The 25,969-nt window shown below is 41.9% G+C and carries 22 protein-coding genes and 1 tRNA gene; 11 read left to right on the forward strand and 12 right to left on the reverse strand.

Features of this window, described 5'->3' with window-relative positions:
* Positions 1–17 precede the first annotated feature (17 nt).
* Positions 18–1,232 (forward strand): Lsa36 family surface (lipo)protein, encoded by a 1,215-nt coding sequence (locus CH352_RS11070; RefSeq protein WP_100707172.1) that lies wholly within the window; start codon positions 18–20, stop codon positions 1,230–1,232.
* 167 nt (positions 1,233–1,399) lie between these two features.
* Positions 1,400–2,008, forward strand: coding sequence for a hypothetical protein (locus CH352_RS11075; RefSeq protein WP_100707173.1), 609 nt, complete (start codon positions 1,400–1,402; stop codon positions 2,006–2,008).
* A gap of 56 nt (positions 2,009–2,064) precedes the next feature.
* On the opposite strand, the gene CH352_RS11080 is transcribed toward CH352_RS11075, so the two are convergent.
* From CH352_RS11080 to CH352_RS11100, 5 genes are all read right to left on the reverse strand, one after another.
* Positions 2,065–3,384, reverse strand: a complete 1,320-nt coding sequence (locus tag CH352_RS11080; RefSeq protein ID WP_100707174.1) for an MFS transporter — start codon at positions 3,382–3,384, stop codon at positions 2,065–2,067.
* A 97-nt stretch (positions 3,385–3,481) separates the two neighbouring features.
* Positions 3,482–3,835 carry a phasin-related domain-containing protein gene (locus CH352_RS11085; protein ID WP_100707318.1) on the reverse strand — a complete coding sequence of 118 codons (354 nt, stop codon included), beginning with the start codon at positions 3,833–3,835 and terminating at the stop codon, positions 3,482–3,484.
* A gap of 97 nt (positions 3,836–3,932) precedes the next feature.
* Positions 3,933–4,508 (reverse strand): bifunctional nuclease domain-containing protein, encoded by a 576-nt coding sequence (locus CH352_RS11090; protein WP_008592198.1) that lies wholly within the window; start codon positions 4,506–4,508, stop codon positions 3,933–3,935.
* A gap of 60 nt (positions 4,509–4,568) precedes the next feature.
* Positions 4,569–6,446, reverse strand: a complete 1,878-nt coding sequence (locus CH352_RS11095) for an alpha/beta fold hydrolase (protein WP_100707175.1) — start codon at positions 6,444–6,446, stop codon at positions 4,569–4,571.
* Between the two features lie 89 nt (positions 6,447–6,535).
* On the reverse strand, positions 6,536–8,419 hold the full coding sequence (locus tag CH352_RS11100) for a PAS domain S-box protein (RefSeq protein WP_100707176.1): 1,884 nt from the start codon (positions 8,417–8,419) through the stop codon (positions 6,536–6,538).
* 256 nt (positions 8,420–8,675) lie between these two features.
* Between CH352_RS11100 and CH352_RS11105 the strand changes: the two genes are divergently transcribed.
* Positions 8,676–9,005 (forward strand): hypothetical protein, encoded by a 330-nt coding sequence (locus tag CH352_RS11105; RefSeq protein WP_100707177.1) that lies wholly within the window; start codon positions 8,676–8,678, stop codon positions 9,003–9,005.
* A gap of 328 nt (positions 9,006–9,333) precedes the next feature.
* On the opposite strand, the gene CH352_RS11115 is transcribed toward CH352_RS11105, so the two are convergent.
* From CH352_RS11115 to CH352_RS19090, 7 genes are all read right to left on the reverse strand, one after another.
* A tRNA-Ile gene (locus tag CH352_RS11115) sits at positions 9,334–9,407 on the reverse strand.
* Positions 9,408–9,451: 44 nt separating this feature from the next.
* On the reverse strand, positions 9,452–9,952 hold the full coding sequence (locus tag CH352_RS11120; protein WP_100707179.1) for a hypothetical protein: 501 nt from the start codon (positions 9,950–9,952) through the stop codon (positions 9,452–9,454).
* Entirely contained in the window at positions 9,949–10,440 is a 492-nt protein-coding gene (locus tag CH352_RS11125; RefSeq protein WP_100707180.1) for an LIC_11959 family protein, read from the reverse strand. The genes CH352_RS11120 and CH352_RS11125 overlap by 4 nt, the downstream gene beginning before the upstream one ends.
* Before the next feature lies 1 nt (position 10,441).
* Positions 10,442–11,806, reverse strand: coding sequence for a HEAT repeat domain-containing protein (locus CH352_RS11130; protein ID WP_243396354.1), 1,365 nt, complete (start codon positions 11,804–11,806; stop codon positions 10,442–10,444).
* Positions 11,739–12,230, reverse strand: coding sequence for a response regulator (locus CH352_RS11135; protein ID WP_100707319.1), 492 nt, complete (start codon positions 12,228–12,230; stop codon positions 11,739–11,741). Before CH352_RS11135 ends, CH352_RS11130 begins: the two co-directional genes overlap by 68 nt.
* 108 nt (positions 12,231–12,338) lie before the next feature.
* A complete protein-coding gene (locus CH352_RS11140) occupies positions 12,339–13,679 on the reverse strand; it encodes a 6-hydroxymethylpterin diphosphokinase MptE-like protein (RefSeq protein WP_100707321.1) in 1,341 nt (446 codons plus the stop codon).
* A 42-nt stretch (positions 13,680–13,721) separates the two neighbouring features.
* Positions 13,722–14,207 carry a DNA primase gene (locus tag CH352_RS19090; protein ID WP_243396355.1) on the reverse strand — a complete coding sequence of 162 codons (486 nt, stop codon included), beginning with the start codon at positions 14,205–14,207 and terminating at the stop codon, positions 13,722–13,724.
* 131 nt (positions 14,208–14,338) lie between these two features.
* Between CH352_RS19090 and CH352_RS11150 the strand changes: the two genes are divergently transcribed.
* From CH352_RS11150 to CH352_RS11190, 8 genes are all read left to right on the forward strand, one after another.
* On the forward strand, positions 14,339–14,968 hold the full coding sequence (locus CH352_RS11150; protein ID WP_100707182.1) for a TlpA family protein disulfide reductase: 630 nt from the start codon (positions 14,339–14,341) through the stop codon (positions 14,966–14,968).
* A complete protein-coding gene (locus CH352_RS11155) occupies positions 14,965–15,660 on the forward strand; it encodes a type 1 glutamine amidotransferase (protein WP_100707183.1) in 696 nt (231 codons plus the stop codon). Before CH352_RS11150 ends, CH352_RS11155 begins: the two co-directional genes overlap by 4 nt.
* A gap of 68 nt (positions 15,661–15,728) precedes the next feature.
* Entirely contained in the window at positions 15,729–18,449 is a 2,721-nt protein-coding gene (gene secA / locus CH352_RS11160) for a preprotein translocase subunit SecA (RefSeq protein ID WP_100707184.1), read from the forward strand.
* A complete protein-coding gene (locus tag CH352_RS11165; RefSeq protein ID WP_100707185.1) occupies positions 18,446–18,928 on the forward strand; it encodes a hypothetical protein in 483 nt (160 codons plus the stop codon). The genes secA and CH352_RS11165 overlap by 4 nt, the downstream gene beginning before the upstream one ends.
* Positions 18,929–19,503: 575 nt before the next feature.
* A complete protein-coding gene (locus CH352_RS11175; RefSeq protein ID WP_100707186.1) occupies positions 19,504–20,922 on the forward strand; it encodes a TolC family protein in 1,419 nt (472 codons plus the stop codon).
* A complete protein-coding gene (locus tag CH352_RS11180) occupies positions 20,919–21,914 on the forward strand; it encodes an efflux RND transporter periplasmic adaptor subunit (RefSeq protein WP_100707187.1) in 996 nt (331 codons plus the stop codon). Before CH352_RS11175 ends, CH352_RS11180 begins: the two co-directional genes overlap by 4 nt.
* A 5-nt stretch (positions 21,915–21,919) precedes the next feature.
* Complete coding sequence (locus CH352_RS11185; protein WP_100707188.1) at positions 21,920–22,651, forward strand: hypothetical protein; 732 nt, start codon at positions 21,920–21,922, stop codon at positions 22,649–22,651.
* Complete coding sequence (locus tag CH352_RS11190) at positions 22,651–25,944, forward strand: efflux RND transporter permease subunit (RefSeq protein WP_100707189.1); 3,294 nt, start codon at positions 22,651–22,653, stop codon at positions 25,942–25,944. The genes CH352_RS11185 and CH352_RS11190 overlap by 1 nt, the downstream gene beginning before the upstream one ends.
* Positions 25,945–25,969: the final 25 nt, after the last annotated feature.

Below are 25,969 nucleotides of genomic sequence, written 5' to 3' on the forward strand. Positions count from 1 at the left end.
CATCGTCCAAGGGTAAAATGGATCGAATGGCTCCTTTAAAGAGTATAATTAGGCGGTGTATTAGATGTACCGCCTTCCTTATTTTAGCTTCTTCCTTATATTTCATCCCAGTTTCCTCTGCAGATGCGCAGGTTTCTTGTATTCCTCCTGCTTCTGGAAATAATGTCTGTAGTTTAATCCCAGCCTCCACAGTGGCTCAGTTCAATGGTTTGGAAGAAACCATTCGTAAAGAGTATTTGAATGAACTGACCAAGTCCATGGCGGATGCATCTGTTCTTGCCAATATTAACTCTTCCATGATGGGACCGGGAACCGTTAACCGATTCCAAGTGGGAGCTGGCCTTGGAGTTGCCGGAGTCAAAAAGGACGATATCAATATCCAATACGGTGATATTTCTATTCCTAAGTTCCCGAATGTAGGAGCTTCGATCAACCCTGGAGTAATGGTAGGCGTGAACCTAGGCTGGTTACTCGGTCAGGGGCCTTCTCACCAACCGACTGACGACGAGAAGGATTCAGGTAGGTCTTTTCTCCACAGGATCAATATTTATGCTCACGGCTTCCAAGGTAATATCTCTAATGGAGATATTAAATCGCTGAGTGATTCCACTTCTAAAGACTTATCTATGTCAGGAAATATAAACAGTTTTGGAATGACTGTTAGATTTCAGATTGCGAAAGAAAGATATACTAAGCTGGACTTCTTCGGATTTACAGGACTGAGTTTAGGGATTGGCTTCCATAGAAAATGGGAAGAGATCAATATGAATTATCATCCGAGTGGAACTGACGCAGTTAAAGTTGCATTCGGTCCTGCTACAGGTAGATGGGATGCAGATGTGAACTTCGCTTATCAATCCAAGGTGCAATCTGTTCCGGTGGATATTAGGACTGGGGTTCGACTCTTCTATATCTTAACCCTATTTGCGGGTGCAGGTATTTCTAATAATACCGGATATACAAAATTGAATTTGGGTGTAAGCGGTCCTCTATATTTAGCTCTGGACCCGAATGCTTCCGGTCTTCCTCCTCAAGTAATCCAGCAGATGAATGGTAATGCAGGTGGTACACTATCCTTAAGGACCAGTGGATCCGCTGACGTTAGAACTCAGATGAATTATTTCGTGGGTGGCTTCGAATTGAATATATTGATGTTCAAGGTATTAGCAGAAGCAATGGCTACTGATGATAAGATCTATTCTGCGAACCTAGGTATTAAATTCGCTCTATAAAATACAATCCGACAGCCCGGGGGACCGGGCTGTCCATTTCTCTTATTTTTATTATAATCATATATAAAAAAGGCACGCCTTTTGCAGTATAGTTAGTAGAATGCAAAAGTCTGGAATCCAATGGATTTAGTGTTTAGGAATTCAGCATTTAGCATCAAAGGTATCCGATGATCACTACTCCAGGAAAACCTCTACATCTCTCTTGTATCCCTAGGGGCGAGTCCTATGCCCTAAAGGTCAATATTTCTAAAAACGAGATAGGGATCATTTATAGGGTCACTGCAGTTCTATATGTTCACGGTTGGAACATAGAAGAGGCAATCGCCGAAACCTCCATGGACGGTTATATCCAAGACATCTTTATAGTGAAACGTATAGATGGTGCTCCTATGACGGACGAACATCTGAATGCAATCCATGCAGATCTTCACGAGCTGTTTTACGGTGGAATGTCCGTGATGAACTATCTGGCTAACCATCCGGAAAAAATGGAAAGTTTAAGAGCCAAGGTCGAAACTGCTCCGGAAATTTTCCTATTCAACTCTGAGATCAGCGATTCCACAGTTATGGATCTCAGGATGGAAGATAGACCCGGTATCTTGTTCGAGATCTCTCAGATCTTATTTTTGTTCGGAGTGGATATTCTATCTTTCAAAGCTGTAACGGATTCAGGTCAGGTCAGAGATACATTTTTGCTTAGATTGGAAAATGGATCTAAACTGAATGAAAATCTTCATTTCAATCGATTGAAAGAAGCTTTAAACGCAGTTCTCTAAGAAGAACTGCGCCGATCGCAGCTGATTATTTAATAAAGGACAGTGGTCCTTCTTCTTTATTGATTCTTATGAGTTGGCTGTTTTACAAACAGGAATAGGCCAAAGAAAACAAAACTTAAAATTCCAGATACCAAGAAGGAGATTTGTGGTCCTTTTTGGGAATACACTACGCTGAATATAATCGGAGATATTCCTCGTCCGAAAGATCCTAAACTTCTTAAGATCCCCAGATTCTTTCCCTGCTCACTTGGAGAAGAGAATAAGGATACGATTGAAGATACAGTAGGATTTAAGAATGCACTTCCCATTGCCAAGAATGTCAACGCCACGAACAATAAGAATGTGGACTGTTCGGAAGCGATCACAGATGTGCTGGAAAAATATAAGAAAGAAAATCCGAGTATCAAAAATACGGAAGCGAGAAGCCCAACATTTTTTTCGGGAACTTTTCCACTGATCCTACGGATAATCCCTCCTTGCACGAAGACGATGATGAGTCCAATATAAACGAAAGTGTAACCTATACTAACCGGTTTATATCCTAAAAACTGATCCAAATAAAAGTTAAGTGAAAATTCGAATCCAGAAAAGAACAACAAGAAGTATAAATTTAAGAAACCCAAATACATGATCTCTTTGGAACCTATATCAAAAACTCCTAATGCAGGATGTATTCTTCCTTCCGGTTTTTTACGCAAATGATGAGGAAGAGTTTCTCTGAATCTGAAAAGAATTAAGAGTAAGTTTACGAAAGATGCTGCAGTCGCCATTAGCGCAACAGACGGAAAGATCGTCATCTTATCTAAAGGTAAAAAAGGAAGAAGGTAAGAAGGATCCGTGTGAGCTAAAATTCCTCCGATAGATGGGCCTGCGATAAATCCGAGGCCGATCCCGGCTCCTATCATTCCCATTCCTTTGGTACGATCTTGCTCAGACGTGGAGTCCGCCATCGCAGCAGTCGCCACGGATACATTCCCACCCATAAGTCCAGTGATTAGTCTTGAAAGAACGAATAAGGAAAAACTTCCGGAGAATAACCAGACTAAGTATCCTAAAAAACTACCTGTGCACGTAAAAACTAAAACAGGTCTACGGCCGGTGCCGTCCGAAAGTTTTCCCCAAATAGGTGAGAATAAAAATTGAAGTATAGAATATAAACTGGCTACGATCCCGCCGAAGAGCGCTACAAAAAGTTTCCAGTCACTTGTTCTTCCGTCCAAAATGCGGGAAGTCCAACCGGCTAAAAGGTCCAAGACAGGATCACCCGCTTGGGCCAGGAAATGATTTAGCGTTTCTGGAAAGATAGGGAAGATGAGAGAAAATCCCATCATGTCAATGAAGACTGTAAGTATTAATATGAAGGATTGTTTCCTCATCACGAATGGCCTGAATAAGATGAGGCCTAGTATCCGGGACCCGCTTTCTTTGTCCCGAATTTTTCTAAGGAATAGCTTTTATCAAGTTTTCCGAATTTTATTTTTTAGTGAGCTTTTTCAGCTCTTCTAAAGCGGACTTAGCCTTTGCTTTAAATTCTTCCGGAAGAGCCTCGTCAATTTGTAGGGAAATTTTTTCGAAATTCTCTTTGAGTTGGCTGATCACTGCCTTAGAACTTTCGTTCGCGCCGAGTAGTTTATCCTGAGCGTCCCCCACAGTTTTCTGGATCAGGTCCCTGAGCCTATTTGCTTGTTCCGATTGGTTTAGGGCTCCCTTTGTCTTCAGATCCTGGTAGGCATGGTCCAGATCGGAAAGGCTTTGTTTTAGTTTATCTTCTCCGGATTGAAATAATGCGATTCCGGCATTTAGGATGTCCATTAGAGATTTTTCCATGATTGTTGCTCCAAGGGAACCAAGGATACAAAAGGAAAGCACTTAGGTCCAGTATGTTCGTAGTAAAAATCCGATTTTTTGCGGATTTGAAAAGAAATTAGGAGGGATTTTCCAGAAGTTTGCGGATCTGATCTCTGATCTTTGCAGCTGTCTCGTAATCTTCCGCTTTTAGAGCATTATCTAAAGAGTCCTGTAGGATCTCCAACTGGGACTTAGGCAATTGGGAAATTTTTTCTTTTCCGATGGTTTCGCCAGGGATCTCGTCGTCTTTCATTACTATCCCGGCTTCTTCGATGACTTTTTTTGCCAAATAAATGGGAGCGTTAGCACGAAGTGCAAGCGCGATAGAATCACTTGGTCTAGCGTCGAGTACGATTAGTTCCTCGTCTTTACGTAGAGTAATTTTTGCGTAGAAGGTATTATCTATGATCTCTTCGATCGCAATCTTTACGATCTGCACTCCCAAAGTGGTGAGTAGGATTGTCATCAAATCGTGTGTCATCGGTCTAGGAGGTTTTGTACCTTCTAAAACAGAAGTGATTGAATGTGTTTCGAGAGGACCGATAAAAATCGGAACGACCCTCTGATCCGAATCGTCTTTTGCCTTTAAAAATACGGCAAAGCCCACATTCGTGAGAGAGATATTATATATGGTCGCTTCCAAAAGATCCATTTCCTAGTATTTGAACCTATCTTTCGTTTCCCGAAATGTCAAGCGTTCTAAACCTGGGGATCAAGTCGAGTCCAATCCTTTGATCCAGGAGTCAATTTCGGAGCACATTTCCTTCACCACCGGCATGTGGAAAACGATACCTAAGTGACCCTGTTCGTAGGAAAGAATCTTATTTTTTTTATGAGGAAGTGCAGCAAGATCGTTCTCGATTGTTTCGCTCGGAACTACTTTATCTACGGAACCCAAAACTGAAAAAAGTGGGATCTGCAGATTTTTCTGGAGAGCAGTATAATCCAAAGTTCCATCGTAGGAAAGAAAAGATCTGTCTTGGCTCAATTGAGATCTTAAAAATTGAAGAACTACTTTTGTAGATTCTTCACAAAAAATATCTTCGATCAAAAAATACCATTCAGGAGGAGAGATCTGTTTATAACCCACGAAGTCTCTCAGGTTTACAACTTTTGCATGCAGATCGAATGAAACCGCTCTCAAAGAAGAATGCAGCCCAAGAAGAAATTTAAAAAATTTATTCAGATCCACTGTGGGAAGAGTAGTCTGCAGAGAAAAAGAAGTCAGATCAAAAAGAAAATCGGAAATCGTTTTAGAAGGAACCAGTTTTAGTCCCATTTTCAGAATGTCCAGACCTGGAATTTGCGCCTGAAGTCTTACAAAATTCGGAGAAGTAATCGAAACAATCCCAGATATCAGTTCGTCCGGACGAGGAAGTGGAAAAGAGGAGTCCTTTTTTCTTTTTACGATTTCTTCGTATGCGGAGCAATAAAAGCGAGGTATCATTCCCCCCATACTATGGCCGACTACTACTAGTTGTTCGTTCGGAAAATTCTCTTTGATCCAGTTCAGAACTGCCGGAAAATCTTCTTGGATAAAGTCATCCACGGTCCAGCCTTCACGGATACCGAAAAGAGGTAGTGTCCGTCTGGATCTTCCCCTCATATCCATTGAGAAAACTCTATAACCATGGCGGAGAGATAACTCTCTGGCCACCTTGTCCATTACGGACCTTCTGCAAAAAAAGCCAGGGATAAGAAGAAGGTTCTTACCAGTGTCATTCCTTTCCTTCGGTTCGAAACGCTTTAAACTAACTGAGTATCCGTCCCCGGAAGGGATTAGAAAACTTGCGTCTAAACGGTAAGATCTTTGGTAGGTATGAGAATCAAATACTATGGTAGTAACAGGTTCGTCTTGGCCGAAACCTCGGGTATAGAATAGATGTTTTGCCCTGGAATGAAGATCCGATTTTTCGATATTCTTTCGAGCGTAATAAGGATCTCCTTTTAGACCCATCTCTTTCGAGATTACAAAGTCCACTACGTCGTAAAGACTGTATAATTGCTGGCGAACTTCTTCTTCTTGTTCGGGACTCATATTGTCCCTGCGGATACCCCATAACATTCCGATAGGAGAACCTTTTACGAACAAAGGAATTCCAGCGGCATAGTTCATTGTTTTAGTAAGAAGTTGCTTTAAGTTGGGATGGACCCTTTCGTCGTCCAAGCTATGAAAATAGACTTCGGGTCTTGCCTTCTTTTCCACAGAGAGGATCGCTTCTCTTAAATATCTAGCGGACAGATTTCCTGGATCTTGGATAGAGATTGGGATCGTATTGCGAATAAAGTCATCAATACTTTGGAGACCGATCCTATCGGTCACCTGTTTCATTCTAAAATGAGTGGAAGATGCTACGATCTTAAGGTTTTTATCTTGGATCGCCTCGAAAATTGCATATTGGAATATAGGTTTTCCATTCGGAAGGGTCATGGAGACCATCTTGTTTACGAATGCAGTCCAAACTTTTTGAAGGAATAAGTTAGTACTTTCAGAAAGTGGAAAGATATAAATATCTTCCGCTCCTACCGCATAAGCGTTCCCTTTCCTGCGGGGCTTGGGGTTGACCTTTCGGGCTAGGGTCTGGTCCATTGTTTAAGTTTCCATTTCGCCCTTTACTCTGGCAATCTGGAATTCTGACTAATTTTGGCAGGAAATTCGGAAAAAGTGGGAAGAAATTTCTAGGATTTTGCGAATATAAATTGATCCGAGTGTTCTTCTTTGTTGCAGAATCGGATCGAGACTTCCTTTTCTCCATTCAATTTCCATTGTATCTTTCCTTTCAACTGATCGACTAACATGTTCACAAGTTGAAGTCCGAGCCCCGGAGAATAATCAGTGCGGAATCCTTTCGGAAAAGGGACTCCATTGTCTGAGACGACTAGATTTACCCAAGAATCTTCTTTGAAAAGTCGGATGGAAATTTTGCCTGCTTGCTTTTTAGGGAATGCGTATTTGAAAATATTGGTGACTAGTTCGTTCAAGATGAGCCCGAGAGGGATCGCACTTTTTACGTCTATTTCTAGATCGTTCAGATCCAACTGCAGAGAGATCTCTTTTGTTTTCTCTTGGAATGCATTTAGTAAATTTTCCGTGATCTTTTGTATATAACGATCCAAACGGACCGAATGAGAATTGTTGGAAGTATACAACATCTCATACAAGTTCCCCACTGAATGGATCCGATTTACTAAATTTCCCAAAGTATTTTCCAGCTTAGGATTGGAAGATCTGGATGCTTCTATCTCTACGATAGAACTGATCATGCTCATACTGTTTTTGACCCTATGTTGGAGTTCCTTGTAAAGATATTCTCTTTCGTGAAGATCTTTTGCCAAAGTTTCCAAGGCTTCTTTTGCTTCGGTAATATCAACACAGGAACCGATAAAACCGGTAAAAATCCCCGATTCATTCGTAATTGGGAGCCCATTATCTTGGATCCATCTCCAGTCCCCGTTTTTATTTTTTAAACGATAGGTCATGCTAAACGCTTCTCTTTCGTCGAAATGGCTGGAATAGATCTGGATACATTCCTCTAGGTCATTCGGATGGACTCCTTCTGCCCAGCCATCGCCGAGCTCTTGGCACATGCTTCTTCCTGTAAAGTTCAACCAGGTTTGGTTGAACCAATTGCATTTTTTGTCCAAACCGGAAACCCAAATCATTACTGGAGCGGCATTCGCGACAGTTTTAAACCTAGATTCACTTTCTTTAATATTCTCCAACAAGTTGTATTCTTTAGAAATATCTCTAAAAACCAAAACGGAGCCGACAGTGTATCCTTTTTCGGAGCGGATCGGGGCAGAACTTTCTGCGACCCGATGTTCCGAACCAGATTTCGAAATAAGTAACGCTTGGTTTTCCAACCCCATGTTTTTTTCTTTCGGGGAAAATACATCTACGGAGTTTCTCATTCTTCTTTTTGTTTTAGCGTTTACGATCTTAAAAACTCTTTCTATAGGTTCACCGATTGCATCCGCTCTCGACCAGCCAGTCAAAGTTTCCGCAACGTAATTCATATCCGTAATATTGCCTAACTCATCTGTGGAGATAACTCCGTCACCGATGGATCTTAATGTTGCTTTCAGGAGTTCTTGGTTTTCCTTTAATGATTCTTCACTTCTTTTTAAACGAAGGTGGGACTCGTAAAGTTTGAAGGCCATCTTGATGGATGCGATTAGAACGGTTTCTCCGGAATTTTTGACAACATATCCGTAAGAAGTGATCTTCTCCGTTTTTTCAACGATCTCTGGCTCTGTATGACTGGATAGAAATACGACAGGAATGTCCCTTGTTTTTAGAATACGAACCGCAGCATCTGTTCCATCTTCGTCTCTTCCAAGATCAATATCCATGAGAACTAGATCGATGGCGTAGTCGTTAGTCGCTATTTGCACCGCTTCATCTGCAGTGTAAGCGGAGATTACCTTGAACCCATTTTTTTTCAATCTTTGGGTTTCAGAAAGAGCGATGATGGCTTCATCCTCCACAAGCAGAATGGTTTTCTTTCTTTCTTCCGGGATGGGGAAGTATTCTCTAAAAATTTTTTCTACGGTCTGGATCATCCCGACTCTCCTAACGTAAATTGTGTCAAAGTTTTGACTAATTTAGATATTATGACACAAATTACGATATCCCAAATGAGAGGGCAAGCAAAACTGAAAAATTTAGACTGGCTTCTAGTTACATCAGTTTCCGTAAAAACTAATGCAAAAGACATAATATTAAAAATTCTTCACATTATTCTGTCCCATAATAGAGTTTATGTCTTGTTGTGAAAGGACTCGTCGAAGATCCTACACGCGAAATTTCGGAGCGAACATGAACGCATTCCAAAAACGAATTTTACCGACAGTGATCTATCTTGGGCTCACTTCAACTTTACTCGCGGTCTATTTTTTCTATGAAAGATCTCTAATTGGTTTTCCGGACGGACATTATACCGATCTGGATCGCGCATTTCTATGGCTTTATATGGTTGTTGGAATACAACATATTTTGAATGTGTTTGTATTCGTGTATTTTGGCTTAGGCTACGGTTCTAGATCGAAGTGGATCTTCTTTCTGCTATTCTACGCAGGAAGTATCTTTTTATATTTTGGTGTAGATTGGATTTTGAGAGCAAAATTGGATCACGGAGTGGGTGGTTGATTGGTTTGTTGGACTTGCGGGGCGGCTCCTCGCTTCGCTCGGACCGGGCTACTACGGGTTCGCGTTCCGCTCATCCGGCGAGGCCGGACTGACGCCCTGCGTATCCCTTCCGCGGGATGAACATTATAAGGAAGGACTTGCCGCTACGCAGTTTGCCTTCCTGGCTCGCGGCGTATTTGCGACGCTTCCTGTCTCTGTTGATTTGATTGCAGTTTGTTTGATTTGAAATTTGACTTCGTTGCACTCAGTCACCCTTCGGGTTTTTCGCTTCCTAAGGGGCGCTCAAAAGGGCCGCTATAAGTTTGGATTGTAAAAAGAAAAGAAATTTTGGGCCCAGAAGGACTTGAACCTTCGACCCGCAGATTATGAGTCTGCTGCTCTAACCAACTGAGCTATAGGCCCGGAGGCTCCATTTTTTGAGGCCCGCGCCTCCTAGCAAGTCGATTTTACTGTGGGTTTAGGTAACGGTTTGGGTTGGAAAACCATTCTTTCAGATCTTGGCGTTCTTTATAGAAAGCAATGTAAAATGTGTAGGCCTTGTCTTCTTTTCGGAGCAGAAAGAAATAGAGTTGGAGCGGATTTCCTCCCGAATTGTCCTCTTTGGACCAGCGTAGGATCTCCGTCCTGTATATGCTGAATTTTTCCGGGGTTGTGTCCGGAAATACCGCTTCTAATACCTTGGTTCCGAGGGTTTCTTCTCCGACTCTATCCAGTTTTCTCCAGACGGCAAGCCAAGGTCTGTCTTTGAGCGGAACTGCTCTCCAACGTTTTCTGGAATCGGTGCGGACGAGAGCTTTTTCCGGAAAATCAATCTTAATAAAGTCTTCTGTAAATGTTTCTCCGGGTTGGTAGACTTTTTGGTCCGGGTCTAAGGGAACAGAATCTAGGGATATGCTTATGAGAATGAATACGAACGGAAAGATTTTGGAGAATGGAAGCCTGATCAAAAGATGATTTCCTCTAAGATCAATTCCCTGTATTTGACTAGCTGGAATACCGGGATGGATTGTTTTTCCTTTCTGTCAATGAGTGTATCTTCTCCTTTCTTCTTGAATCTTCGAATGGTTTTGTTTTCAAATATGAATATTCCTTGGTATTCTCCTGTGACTTCGTAAGGCGCACCGGCAGCCAACTTAGAAACATATTTTCTTAATCTTCTATCGAATTTATTATCTCTATATTTATAATATAATGTATGTCCGTTCCAATCATAGAATACTACGTAGTTTTCCTTTAGGCCTTGGTAATATAGTTTGATTGTTTCCGGATAATTCGGAGAAGAATCCGTTAAGGATTCTTTTATATCTAGCGCTCTAGGTTCTTGTAGAGTGATTGTCCCTCGGTAGGTGTTTCCGGCGGGTTCCGCGTCCAATCTTCTCCCATCCGATGCTGGTACCAAACAAAGGATCGTGGATAGGAGAAGAAATCGTTTCATACTAATCGTTTTCCAGATCCTCGGATTCTCCGCCGGAAGGTTTTCCTCCTCCGGAAGAACCGCCACCGCTGCCATCTCCGGAGGAGGATCCGCTTCCTTCTCCACTCAATGGAACTGGATTGGAACCTTCTCCGCCTCCACCGCTAGGTCTGGACCTTCTGGAAGAAGAACCGGAACCTCCGGCTTTTCTTGTGCTAGTATCTTTTGTAGGTTTAGTGTCTGTGCTTGCAGGAACAAAACTAGGATCCAGTTTTTTGCGAAGTTGGTCTAACGCGTTTTGTGCGGCACGTTTTACTTTTTCGCTAGGATCTCTTTGCGCCTTATACTCTAAAATTTCGATCACCGCCGGATCTTCTGTTTCTGCCAAATGTTTGATGGCTCGAAGTCTGACCATTGCATCGTCGTCTCTTGCGAAAGAATATAATTCTTCTATAATTTCCTTATCTCCTAAGGCGACAAGGGCAGTGATCGTATGTATCTTGAGTGCTTGGTAATCCTGAATATCGTTCTTGGATTTTAAGGCGCGGATCTTTTCCAAAAGTTCTCTGAGTGGGGTAATTGCAGCTTCTGATTTGATCTTTCCGAGGGCGTTTACCGAGTAGGCGCGAAGTGTAATCGGTTCTTTTTCGTCTTTTACTGTTGCAATCAGAACATTCTCAATCGAAGACCTTTTTACTTTCCCGAAATAAAGTGCGATCTGAGCCCTTACTTCGGGATCATTAAATTTCTCTTGGAATCTTGCTTCTAATACGGAGAATGCTTCGTTTGCCTGAGGAAATTCTGCCAAGGTTTCGATGAGCGCGATCAGAAAATTCGAATTTTTGGTGAAGTCTTGGCTTTTGAGTAATTCGGTTAAAACAGGAATTCCTGAATCGAATTTGAGTTTTTTGACTACATAGACAGCTTCTTTCTGCACGTCTTGTTGATCATATTTTAATAATGCGATGATCTTATCTTCGAATTGTGTGAGTTTTAGAATTCCTGAAATTCTAAGAGCGTAGATTTTCATGGACCAATCCGGATCCTTGGAAAGGATCACTCCGACTTGGTCGTACAATTCTCCTGCGTCTTCTTTTGGAAAATCTTCTAGTTCTCTGAGAGCGCTTGCTCTTTCTTTTGTGGTTCCGTATTTTAAGACCTTGGAGAGAACTTCTTTCTTTTTGCGGATCTGTTCTTCCGTATATTTAGGCTTAGGCGGAGCTTCTTTAGCGGCTAAGGAGCCGAAAGAAAACAAACAAAGTATCAGGGAGAGCGAGTAAATGCTTCCTAGGAAAATTTTACCGGAATGCTTCAGGTGATTATTCGCCTGTTTGTTGCAGTTTGCGGTTTTCTTCTTCGAGTTCCTTAATTTTTCTGTTAAGCTCATTGACTAAATGTTGATTCTCCAGGTTCTGCCGGAACTTATCTATCAAAGATCGGATGTCTTTAGTTAGATCCTCTATATTCCAAGGTTTTTCCACGTATCTGCTCAATCCCCCGAAATTTATCGCGTGGATGGCGGAATCCAAGCCGGCCTGACCGGTGAGCAGAATTTTGATCGAATCGGGAGACCGTTTATGGACCGATTCTAGAAAATCGGCGCCTTTCATACCGGGCATCACCTGATCCGTAATAATAACTTCGATCACATAACCGGAAGCTTGGATCTCATCCAATAAGGCGAGTGCCTCTTCTGCGCTTCGTGCGGTTTCGATCTCATGAGTTTTACCGAACTCGTTATGAAGCTGTTCCTGGAGAGTCTCAAGGACCGACACTTCATCATCGACACAAATAATATAACCTTTATTCATAATCCTAGACCGAAAGGTAGCCGGTTTCCCGGAACTAGAGAGTTTTGGAGAATTCTCCAGGAATGTCAAGTAGTAGAATCTTCTTCTTGTAGTATCTTCGACTCAAAATTAGGTTCTTGGATCTAAAAGCCTAGTTTCTCTGGGAAGAAGGATCTGGATGTCATTTGGAAGTTCCGAAATCCCGGAACAGATTTTTCTCCAGTTTTGTCCGGAACCAGGAAAGGAAGAAGGGTAGCTCTCCAAGGAATTTTCCCAACCGGAGAATGCCTCGGCATTCTTGGCATTCGAGTCGATTTCGGAAAGAATCGGGATCGGACTCCATTTTTTTAATATTTCTAGGACGCTCGTTCTTGTTCTCCATCGAGATTCAGGTGTATATCTCGAATTATATAAGCTTCGCTTTCGATCTATGAAAAATCTGTCGTATCTTTCATAGCCTGTGGACCTGCAGTGAGTTTTTCCTCCTTCTCTCTCGAACCCGAATCCTTTCAATAGAACGGATCCTGCTCCTAATGATTGGAGTAGTGAAACTGCGAGTCCCGCCACATTTAGGCTAGGGTTTTCCAAGATCGGTGCATTTGGATAAAATTTTGCTCCCAGGATTTGGTCCAGTGGATGAGTAGAAAGATAGATGATCTTTGGATTTTTCAGGTCGAAGATCCTACAAGCCCCGCCAAACCAAGTGAAGATTGGAATATTCTCAGGAATGTGCTCCGGAAAATGGTAGAATGTACCAAGTCCGCTGTCTATTGAAAGCACTGCATGTGGCTGGATTCCAGTTTCTAATAAATACCCAAGTGCAGTATCTGAACTGAGTACGAATAATTTCTCTTTGTTTTGTCGGATCCAATCGATCTCAGATTCTAAATTTGGCGAAGCTCCTACAAAACATCCGATCTTTCCAGGACTCGGCGAAAGAGTTTTTCCCAAGATCCTATAAGAGTCCGGACTTTCTGAGGATTTTTTTAGATGTTTGAAGAAGTTTCTGACCCAGAGTCTTCCGAATTCTTGCTTCGCTAGTTTATTTTGAGAAATAGATTCTTTTTTCTGGAAGAAGGATAAGATCTTTTTGCTTAGATCAGGATAACGTCTGGAATAATTCGGATGAATGAAAATTCGAAGATTCTTGGTTCCTGTAGGCATCCAGTCGGATCTATCTAGTTTTTCGAATTTCTCCCAACCGTAATAGATCGGAACTTTGCCTAATTTTTCCTTAAGTTCCGCGCCAACCAAAGCTTCTAATTCGGAGAATGGTTCGAGTAGAAGGATTTTTGTAGTATCTTCGACAGATTTCAGATAAGAAACCGCATGATACCCACAGCCAATCCCAATAATCACTAGGAATTCGTCTTTTTGTAAGGATTGAGGAATAGAAAGGGAGATTCTCTCTCCCTCTTTGATTGGATTTTGTGTGGAATGTAGATGGAAGGAGGAATTTTCCTCCTTCAAATTCAAAGAACCGTCAGATTGCCGGACAAGCTGGAAGATAGATTAATCCTCGTCTTCTTCTTCCTCATCGTCGGAATCATCATCATCTTCTTCGTCTTCATCCTCGTCGTCATCGGAATCATCTTCCTCTTCGTCGTAGGATTCTCCCTCTTCACCGTCTTCCATGTCCATAAGAGGTTTCGCAGCTTCTTCCGGAATGAAATCTTCTTCCATATCTTCTTCTGCGATGGGAGCTTGGGGAGCCTCGAATAGTCCGTTGAATTGGGAATAAGTGGCTCCGTTGCCTTGAGCTTCTGCTTCAGTTATAGCTCTTTCTTCTTTAGTTACGTATTTATACTGAACTTCGTCGTTTGCGAGTGCAAACATCGCTTGGACGGCAAGTTTGCGTCCTTTGATCTTTTTAGGTAATTCGAGTCTGTCGATTCTATCCAGGACTTGAAAGCCAGCTACAGCTCTTTCATACTTGTTTTTTTTGGCCAGTTCAATCAAAGTTACAATATCGAATTCTGAATTCTGGTTCTGGGTCATTTTGTATTCCTGAGAGGGGATAGAGGCCTTTGAAACTACCATCATTCTCAATTTCTCTACTCTGTCAATCCCTTATATCTTTCGTTTATTCCTTGAATTCTGGGAAGAATCTTCGATTTTGGTAAACGCCCATGGATTCTCAGGCCAACTCCGATTCCAGGCTTAGTTTTCCCTTTTCCAAGGGGATTTTCTTCCGCCTAAACCTTTTATTAATAGTGAGCCTTCTTACTGTTTGTGCTCCATCCGAACAATCCAATCTAGGTGTCAAAGATTTTGAAGGCATCAGTTTGGAAGGAGAGAATATCCGAATATCGGATATTGCTGCAGATCGAATTGCTCTTAACGTGTATGGACCGAATTGCCTTCCTTGCATTAAGGAAATCCCGGTTTTAAATTATCTGAATGCAGAACTGAAAAAAACTCCGCATATCAAGTTATACATGATAGTGGACCCGGATATATTTTTTGATAATCCGGAAGCTCTTTCTACAGAACAAAAAATGAAAGAAGCTGCAGTTCTAATGAAAGAAGAAGTTAAAAAATTCGGGATACAACTTCCGGTTCTCATCATGAAGCCACCTTTCAAAGTGGATCGTACCGAAGGACTCGTAACTGGAACTCCGGAAACACTTCTATTCAAAACAAAACCTTTGATCTTATATTATAATTTTATTGGGCCGATCAGTGAAGAATCAGACCCGAATAAAATCCCTAAAAATATGAAAGTGATCTTCTTCAAAAGAATGGCCGGCCAATCATGAGATGTCTCATCGTTCGGTTCAAGGACTGCGAAGGTCCCGGAACTCTATTAGATTCTTTGCAAGCTAGGAATTATAGGATTACCTATCATAACGCATACGACGAACGAGTTCACATAGTTCCTGCGGCTCATCAAATGTTCGACTTAGTTGTATTCTTAGGCGGACCTCAAACGGTACATGATCCCGAGCAGCATAAATTTTTCAAACCTTGGCTGGAGCTTGCATCTCACTTGGTATCTATGAAAGATAAGAAGGTGATCGGGATCTGTTTGGGTTCTCAGATCTTAGCAACTGTTTTAGGTGCTAAGGTTTATGAAGGGGAGAAGGGACCAGAAGTAGGATTCTCAGATGTAAAAGTGGTGAATCCTTCTAATCCTGCGTTTTTGAAATTGAACGGTACTTCTTCTTTTCCTGCATTCCATTTACATGAAGATGTATTTGAGATCCCGAAAGGCGCGGATCATCTGTTACAAGGAAGTTTTTATTCTAACCAGATGTTTGGATATAAGAATCGAGTATTCGGTATCCAATGTCATCTCGAAGTGACCGAGTCCATGCTCGAAGTCTGGAAGAATGTACATTCTGAGTTTATCAAAAAAGCAGGATGGATTCCCGGACCCGAAACGGAAGATCTTAGGTCTCAGATGGAAAGAGCAGGTAGAGCGCTCTTTGAAGGAATTTTGGATTTATAATATTTCTATCCAATGTCCCGAATTCCGGGACTATTATCTATTGAATTGAAACGGTTGATGGTGCATACATGATTCAGAAATTACTCAGGGTCCTATTCGGAAGTAAATACGAAAGAGATCTTAAAAGACTCACTCCGATTGTAGTCCAAATTAATTCTTTGGAAGAGTCCATGCGCTCTCTCAGCGATTCTGAACTTTCTTCTCAAACTAGAAAGTTCAAAGAAAGACTCGCTAAAGGAGAGAGTTTAGATGATATTCTTCCGGAAGCATTTGCTACAGTAAGAGAAGCCGCCTTAAGAAAATTAGGGATGCGCCATTTTGATGTGCAGATGATGGGTGGTATCTCTCTTCATTGGGGAAATATTTCCGAGATGAAAACCGGAGAAGGTAAAACACTTACTTCTACACTTGCAGTTTATCTAAATGCGTTAGCGGGTAAAGGGGTTCATGTTGTTACTGTGAACGATTACCTGGCAAGAAGGGACGCTTTGTGGATGAAGCCGATCTATGATTTCCTGGATTTGTCCGTCGGGATCATCCAACATGATATGGAACATGACGATCGTAAGAAGGCTTATTCTTCCGATATCACATACGGAACCAATAACGAATATGGTTTCGATTATTTGAGAGACAATATGGTTTCTCATATTGATCACAAGGTGCAAAGAGCGCATTATTTTGCGATCGTGGATGAGGTTGACTCCATCTTGATCGACGAAGCACGAACTCCACTTATTATTTCAGGTCCTTCTGACGAATCCACAGACAAATATACCCGTATAGATAAGATCATTCCTAAGTTAATCGAAGGCGAGGATTACGAGAAGGATGAAAAGGCTAAAAACACCCTTATGACAGAAAAGGGTGTTGCGCATGTGGAAGAGATCCTCGGGATCGAAAACTTATACGCGCCTCAAAACGTGGATTTAGTGCACCACGTTCACCAAGCATTAAAAGCTCATAAAATATTCCAGAGAGATGTGGACTATGTGGTCCAAAACGGAGAAGTGATCATCGTGGATGAGTTCACCGGCCGTTTGATGTCCGGTCGTAGATATTCTGACGGACTTCACCAAGCTCTGGAAGCTAAGGAAGGAGTTCCAATCGCAAGAGAATCCCAGACTTTAGCGAGTATCACTTTTCAAAACTATTTCAGATTATACGAAAAACTTTCCGGTATGACTGGAACTGCAGACACAGAAGCGGAAGAATTCCATAAGATCTATAATCTGGATGTAATCGTAATTCCTCCGAACGTTCCTGTTCAAAGAAAGGATGCAGCGGACCGAGTTTATAGAACCGAGAAAGAAAAGTTCACTGCTATCTTAAACGAGATCAAAGATTGCCGTGATAAAAAACAACCTGTTCTTGTTGGAACAATCTCCATCGAAAAATCTGAGGTTCTAGCTAGACTTTTGGCTCAGGCGGGGATCGCGCATAACGTTTTGAATGCTAAGTTCCACGAAAAAGAAGCGGAGATCATTGCAAACGCAGGAAAACCTGCAGCGGTCACGATCGCTACTAACATGGCGGGAAGGGGAACTGACATCGTTCTTGGTGGTGCTCAGCTATTTAAGGAAAGTCTGGAGTCTTGGAAAGAATCCGATCCGGTGATCAGTGAATTTAAAGAAGCGGTAGTTCGTGCAGATTTTGAAAGAGCAGAATCCATTTCTCAAAGATTAGATTCTCAGACAAAAAAATCAAAAGCAAATGACATTCTGACCAGTGCAAAAATCTGGAGAAAGAACCATGAAGAGGTTCTGGAAGCAGGTGGTCTTCATATTTTAGGAACAGAAAGACATGAGGCGAGAAGGATAGACAACCAGCTTAGGGGTCGTTCCGGTCGTCAGGGAGATCCAGGCTCCAGTAGATTCTATCTTTCCTTACAAGACGATCTAATGAGGATTTTCGGATCCGATAGGATTGCAGGCATCATGGAAAGACTCAAGATGCCGGAAGGACAAGAAATTGAGCATCCAATGGTGTCTAACGCGATTGCCAGAGCCCAGAAAAGGGTAGAAGGTCATAACTTCGATATTCGTAAACATCTCTTGGAATACGACGATGTAATGAACCGCCAAAGGATCGTCATATACAAGATGAGAAACGAAGTCTTAGAAGGCGGAGACGTAACCGGACAGGCAAAAAGTTTCTTAGAAGAAATGATAGAAGCCCAAGTGGTCGCCACCTGTGAGGGAGGAAATCCTAACGGTTGGGAATGGGATGTTCTAAAAGAATGGTTCGAAGGTCTAGGGCTTCCATGGAAAGTAGACCAAGACGCAATTAAAAAATCCAAGAACCCTCAGTTGGCTATTTTTGATTCTTTAAATAATGCTGCTCAGAACTTTTACCAAGAAAAAGCGGATCGTATCGGCGCAGACGTTTGGAAACTTTTAGAAAGAAATATTTTCTTAGATATTCTGGACCATCGTTGGAAAGAACATCTATACTCCATGGACCATTTGAGAGAAGGTATCTGGACAGTCGGTTATGGTGAAAAGAATCCACTCGTAGAATATAAACTACAAGGTTTCAGATTATTCGATCAAGCTATCGAGAACATGAAATATGAGATCGTTAGCTTCTTAGTTCGTGTAGAAGTTACTGAAAAAACTCAGTTGCCTGAAGAGAAAAAAGAGTATAAAAAAGTAGGACAGGAACTTACAGGAGGCTTCCAAGAATTGCAGGGAGCTAAACCTAAAAATCCTGCGGCAGAAGCAATGCCGGTGACTTCCGGAGGGGGAGGTTCCTCTGAAAGGAAAACCAGTCGGAGAAAAAGAAAATGAGATCCTCTTTCGTATTTACTCTTTGTCTATTCTTACTGTTTCAATGTACTTACTTTTCTCCTGAATCCAATAGAGAATCTAAGAGTCCAAATCGTTTGTATTCTGAATGTATGGAAACCTTTGCAGATGATGCAAAGTGTAAGGAATTCGTACTCAAATCTATTCCGGATGCAGACATAAGTTTACTGGGCAAAGATGCGGATCCAAACGCAGTACAAGCTTCCACTACCATTTTTATCAGAGAAGAGCTGGTTCGGTCCTTGTTGTACCAAAATAAATTATTTGTGAAAAACAAACTGGGAGAGCCCGACGAAAAAAGGACCGTGAACAATTGGGCACCGGGAATGGAAGAATGGTTATACTATAGGCCTGTTTCCAAATTTGCAGAAGGATCTAGGCCGGACAGAGAGATTTTAATACGCTTTCAGCGAGGTGCAGTAGTCCATGTGGGTCATACTTCACCTAGTCCAAATCGTTAAGCCATCTTCTATTTAATTTAACCAAAAACGAATTGGAAAGTCGGGTCTTTATTCGTAATATATAGTAAGGATTGACGGAATATACTCCTATATTCTTTTGGCATAATAGTGCGGCGCATACCTTACATTCTGCTGATTTTCTTACAAATAGCTCTGGTAGTCTTCTCATCTACTTTGGAATGGGTGGATAAGGAAGAGGAAAGCCGCCATATTTCTTTATCCCAAACAAAGAAAAACATTTCAACTGCCCTTGAATCGGATCTTACGGATTCCGAAGGATTAGTTTATACACAGGCTAGAGAAAGAGACAGCAGACTTGCTGACTTTCTCATAGAAGCTTTATCTAGCTATCCTTGGACTCCATCCACGTTCGATTCTAAGATCGTATTTGTAGACGGTCGGTACAGATCGAACCGTCTCCTCCATTTCTCCCTAACAAATCTACCCCCACCTAGCCTGACCTAATCAACTAATATTACTTCGGAACGATTTTCGTGCCATAGGTCTATCGATTTCGTTCCATAGGGGGTCTTTGCGTAAGCTTAAGCTATCTTTAGGGATAACTTCGTACAACTATGAATAAAAAGATAATAACGTTTCTAATCTTGGTCTGGGCCACGAATCAGACAGTATCTCAGCCGGATCCAAGCCCTGGTGCGGCTTCCGTTGGAATAGATCCTTTGTATTCTGAAGAAAAGATCGCGGCTGCTTCCGGAGATCAGGAAAGGACACAAGTTCGTTTGGAACTTGCCAAGGCTGAAGAATTACTTTGGAAGAATAACCTTCTATTACTCGCTTCTAAATTTAATATAGACGCTAGAAAAGCAGGCATAGAGCAAGCAGGTCTCTATGCGAACCCGAACATTTTCGTGGATCAGAGTATTTTTGCGGAACCTACTCAACGTTATTTCGATTTTACTAGATCGGGACAAACTGTTGTGCAGATCCAACAAGTATTCTTACTCGGCGGTAAGATCGACAAACGGATTAGAGTTGCCGAGTTAAGCGCTAAGATGAGCGAGCAAGAGTTTTACGATCTTGCAAGAGCGCTTATCACTAAACTACGTAGGACCTTCTACTTTATTCATTATTATAGGGACGCGATCGCTTTTTACGATAAAAGTTTGATCGCTCTGGATAAAACGGTAAACTCTGCGGAGCTTGCATATAAAAGAAGAGCTGTTCTTCAATCCGAAGTTCTACGTTTAAAAGCACTTTTATTCTTTTTAAGGAAAGAAAGAGAAGATCTCAGGATAAAAGTCCTGGAGAAGGAAGCTGATCTAAGAGTTTTACTAAACGAAGAGACTTATAAAAGCCAAGCAGTCGCAATCGTTCCTGTTCTGGACCTGGACTTCGTAGAAAAAGCAACCATTGAAGGTTTAAAATTAGATAATATGCTTACTAAGGCCAGGGAATACAGACCCGACCTGAAAAAAGCGGTGCAAGCATTAAGATACGAAGAAGCAAACCTAGAATTACAGCACGCGAACGCGATCCCGGATCTTGCATTCGGCCCTATGTACAACAGAGGGGGAACTGCCTTCCAGAACTATTGGGGGGTTACCGCTCAGTTGAATATTCCGATCTTCGATAGGAATCAAGGTAATATCAAGGCCGCCGAAAAATCTATCCAAGTCAGAAAACAAGAATTGAAAAATCTGATCTTGGAAGTGGAGAACGATGTGAGTGTCGCTTTGGCAACCGCAAAAGCAAAAGACGATCTTTATAAAAAATTCAGAAACACCTATACTAAGGATTACGCCGACCTAGCGGAGGATATGATCCTTAGTTACGAAAAACGTTATATATCCATTTTAGAATTCGCCGACTTCTTCGAAACATACAGATCTAGTATCGTGGAAATGTTACGCCTCCAAACGGACAGAATGGAAGCGATCGAAGGAGTAAATTACTCGGTCGGAACGGGGCTGATCGTCCCAAGTTACAAATCCAACGGAGAATCCGGTGGTGCTAAGGAAGGGAGCTCGAAATGATTCCATCATCTAATAAGCTTAGAATTATATTAATCGTTCTGGTGGCGGTAGTTTCCGTTTCCATTGTTTCTTTTACCTTGAACAAGGCCGGGAAGAAGAATGCTCCTCGGCCTCAAAAGGCGATTGTCCATGATCATGGTGAAAGGATAGAGTTTAAGGAAAATAGTCCCGGCCTAGAGATCGTGAAAAGTGCGGAAATAGGTAAACCAGGGGAATTTGTAAACGTAGAAGCTCCTGCAAGATTGATTGCCACTACTTCTCCTTCCGTATCCGATTCGGAACAGATCGTATTATTCGAATCTGCTGAGTTGAACGATCTATATGTCGGTTATGTTCATGCGAAGAACAGTCTGAACAGATCCCGCAAAAACTTGGATCGTATCAAAGACATGTTCAAACATAGAGTCGCTACGGAGAAGGACCTGATCGAAGCAGAAACCGAGGTAAATAACGATGAGGCTGAATTCGCTGAATTCGAAGGAAAGCTGAGAGCAGTCGGTTTAAATCCTGCATTGATCAAAAAGGCACCCGGCCAAACAGCGTGGATCATTTCAGACGTACCTGAGTCACAACTTTCCAGTCTGCAAAAAGGAAAAAGAGTGAGAGTTGTATTCAACTCTTTCCCGAACCAGGAATGGGCTGGCACCGCGGAAGCGTTGGGAGATAACGTAGATCCTTATACTAGAACTGTAAAAGTCAGGATCGCGATCAAAAATGAAGGTTATAGATTAAAACCTGGAATGTTCGCAACGGTAAAATTTCCTGAAGAAACAGGAGGTGATTCAGTTGTGATCCCTTTCAATTCAGTGGTCACCGTAGAAGGTAAAAATTACGTATTTGTAGAAGAAACTCCTCATGAATTTTCCAGAAGAGAAGTGGTCCTTGGGATTTCCACCAGAGAAAGAGTCAATGTTCTGGAAGGTTTGACCAAAGGGGACAGGGTGGTTGTAGAAGGAGCCATTCTATTAAAAGGACTTAGTTTCGGTTTTTAATCTGTATGAAAAGAATACTAAGTTTTATTATTATAATATTCTTATTTTCTTTTGTTTCTTCCGTTTATTCGGAGGAAAAGAAGAAGGATAAGAGCGAGGATATTTCTCCTGAATGGGCTCCCGACTCAGAGCGCAAAACCAGATTCGGAGAAGAAGAAAAGAACGATCTCACTCAGAAGACTCTCCCTAAATCTACGAACTTTTTCGTATATGGGGCAAGTATCGGTTCTCCGGGAAGTATCAACTTTAACGTAGGTTACTACTATAAAGATATCGTAATACGCGGATCAGGTGGTCATTGGGGACCTCATTGGTGGGGATGGCAGGCGGATCTCGGATTTAGCTTTTGGAAAACTTCCGTTATCGCTCATAGCGTTTCTGTTGTACTCGGGCAATTCCAAGTGGATCCTTTTGCTCCTGAGATTGGAAGAGGTGGACAAACTTCTTATCCTACAGGTTCTGATTTTCCTGGCTATCAACATAGGGATCCGACTTTTGAAGATCTGATCGTTCGTTCTTATGTAGCTCAACAGAATCCAAATCTAGCTACTTTTCTGGAATATGAAAGTAGGGATAAACAGAAGGTAACTTTAAACCAAAGATATATAGGGCTTACCTATGATTTCCTTCTTGGAAATTTCTTTCTGCAGGTTGGTGGAGGAATTGGAAGCGGAGATTATAAAAATCCGCAACTCTTGATCCAACTGGGTTACCTGTTCGATACGAGGTCTTACTAATGATCAATAAACTCATAGAATCGGTATTAAAGTATAGAGTTCCTACTATCGTCGCTTCCGTTTTCGTAGCGATTTTAGGAATTTGGGCTTGGACAGATATTCGAAAAGAAGCTTATTCCGATATCGCAGACACCCAAGTCCGCTTGATCGCAAAATTTCCAGGCAAAGCAGCCGTGGAAGTGGAAGAAAGAGTTACTCTTCCGATTGAAAGGGTTTTGAATGCAATCCCTAAAGTTGCAGTTCGTCGTTCTAGAACAATCAACGGTCTTGTAGTATTCCAATTCGTTTTCGAAGACGGAACAGACGATTATTTTGCAAGGATGCGACTTATGGAAAGAGTCGCAGATGCGGATATTCCTGAGGAAGTCCAGCCTGCTTTAGGTCCTATGAGTTCTCCAGTAGGAGAAATCTTCAGATATGTCGTGGAGTCTTCCGGAAATCACACTCCGATGGAACTCCGAACGATCCAGGACTGGATCGTAATGCCAAAGATGCTTTCTATTCCTGGAATTGCGGATGTAGTTACATTCGGAGGTTTACCTAAACAATTTCATATAGTAACTTCTCCTGATAAATTAGTACGTTATAAACTTACGATAAACGATGTGATCCAAGCGGTTCAGGAAAATAACTTGAATACTGGAGGAAATCTCCTCTTACAAGGTGAGCAAGGATTTCCGATTCGTTCTTTAGGTGCGATACGAGAAGCGCAACATATAGAGAATATCGTAGTAAAAACTGTGAATGGAGTTCCTGTTTTTATTCGTGATTTGGCCACAGTGGAAATTTCACACCCTATTCCGAGCGGGGTCTTAGGTTATACTGTTCGTATCGACGATCAGATCATGGATGTTGATTCTTCAGTCCAAGGTCTTGTAGCAATGCGCCGTTGGGGAGATCCGAACGAGATGGGGGATCGGATCCGAGCTAAGGTGAAGGAGATCAATGAGAACTATCTTCCAGATGGAGTCCAACTAAGAACTTCATACGATAGAAGTGATCTTGTGAATTATACGTTACGCACTATCGGAAGGACACTTTTGGAAGGTGTGATGGTTGTCAGTTTGGTACTGATCTTCTTTATTGGAAGTGCCAAAGCATCTCTTGTGGTAGTGGCAACTATTCCTTTTGCTTTATTATTCGCATTTCTTTTGATGAATATGACTGGGATCCCTGCAAGTTTATTGTCTTTGGGTGCTATCGATTTCGGGATCGTAGTAGATGGTGCAGTGATCATGGTGGAAAACATCATCCGAAGATATAGGGACGCAACTCCGTCCGACAAGAGTAAAGGGATCATTAAGCTCACTGCCGAATCAGCGGGAGAAGTTGGTACTGAGATCTTGTTCTCCATTCTGATCATCATACTTGCTTATTTACCTATTTTTTCTTTCGAACGTATTGAAGGCCGCCTATTCAAACCAATGGCGTTTACTATTTCCTTTGCAATCTTCGGAGCATTAATTTTCTCTATGACAGTCGTTCCAGTACTAATGACTTACATGTTCCGGAAATATTTCGAATCGGAGAAGCCTGGACCGATCGCGTGGCATAATCCTTTTTACGCATGGGTGGAAGAACGTTATAAAAAGTTAATAGATTATCTCGTAGAAAGATCAAAAAGGGTGGTCCTTTACACTTTCGCCGCTGTGGTCATACTTTTAGGTATAGGCGGATACAAATTAGGTACAGAATTCTTACCTGAAATGGATGAAGGCGGTTTCAATTTAAGGATATTTTTCCCTGTAGGAATTTCTCTTCCGGAAGCCCGTAAATTTATGCCTAAGATCCGGGAAACGATCTATAAAAATGAACAAGTAAGCGTGGTACTTTCTCAGCTAGGAAGAAATGACGACGGAACGGATCCGCTTCCTCCAAATAGATTGGAAGTACTCGTAAGCTTGAAAGATTACGATGACTGGAAGGAAAGAATCACCAAACAGGAACTTCTTCTAAGAATGAAAAACGATCTAGAAGCAACACTTCCTGGAGCAAGGATCAGTTTTTCTCAGCCTATCATGGACAACCTTTCCGAGGCGATCATGGGAACCATTGCCGACCTTGCTGTCTTCATATCAGGACAGGACTTGAAAGTGATGCGTAAACTTGCAGAAGAGGTCCTGGAAATCGTAAAAGATATGCATGGTGCAAGTGAATTCGGGATCGAACAAGAAGCAGACAGTCCTCAGTTAACTGTTAGGATTGATAGAGAAGCTGCCGCACGTTACGGGATCAACGTAAGCGATATACAACAAATGGTAGAAGCAGCCATTGGAATGCAGAGGATCAGTACTTTATACGAGGGGCCTTCCGACATTCCACCGAAAACTCCTGCCAGATTCGGGATTGTGGTCAGATTCTCCAAGGATTATAGAGCTTCCAAAAGAGCGATCGAGTCAATGCCAATTATCTCTCCTAAAGGGGAAAGAGTTCCGCTGTCTCAATTGGCAAAGATTACCTTGGAAGATGGACCTACTATGATCTTCCGTCAGGAAGGTAGAAGGACGATCACAGTCAGGACAAACGTAAGAGGAAGAGACCAGGGTGGATTCGTAAATGAACTTCGTAAAAAAGTTCAGCAAAAGATAAAACTTCCGGAAGGATACGAGGTGCGTTACGGAGGACAATACGAAAACCTTGCTAGGGTGGGTAAAAAGTTGGCCATCGTTATTCCGGTCACTATCGCGATCATATTTGGAGTATTGTTCTTACTTTATAGAAATCTAAAATACGTTTATGTAGCTTTGGCTTGTCTCCCTCTTTCTTTGGTGGGAGGAATGTATGCTCTTTTACTTAGAGGATATTATTTTAACGTATCCAGCGGAGTAGGATTTATCTCCCTTTTCGGGATCGCTACGATGTCCGGGGTTCTTTTCGTTTCCAGGACAAATCACCTTCTAATAGATGAGCCTACTTTGACTACTAAAGAAGCGGTCACGCGAGCTGCGGTGATCCAATTGCGACCGATGTTGATGACAATGTTACTTGCACTTCTCGGATTGATCCCTGCTACTTTGGCGTCAGGGGTAGGTTCCGATGTTCAGAGGCCTTTGGCTACTGTAATCGTTGGAGGATTATTCTCCGCACTATTCCTAGTATTGAGCGTGCTTCCTTCGTTATATTTGGTAGTGGTAGGAGATAGAAAACATCCTGTTGAAGCGGAAACATTCGAACTTCATCCGGAAGCATACGTTTCCTTATACGATGAGGAAGATTTGGAAGATGTTTCTCCTACTCACAAGAATGGAAGTAAGAAGGTAAAGAAAAAAGTTGTCGCTAAAAAAAGGCGTTAGGGTATGCACTTAGCCTAAATATAGA

It is taken from the genome of Leptospira hartskeerlii (assembly GCF_002811475.1).
In the GTDB taxonomy this organism is placed as follows: Bacteria; Spirochaetota; Leptospiria; order Leptospirales; family Leptospiraceae; genus Leptospira_B; species Leptospira_B hartskeerlii.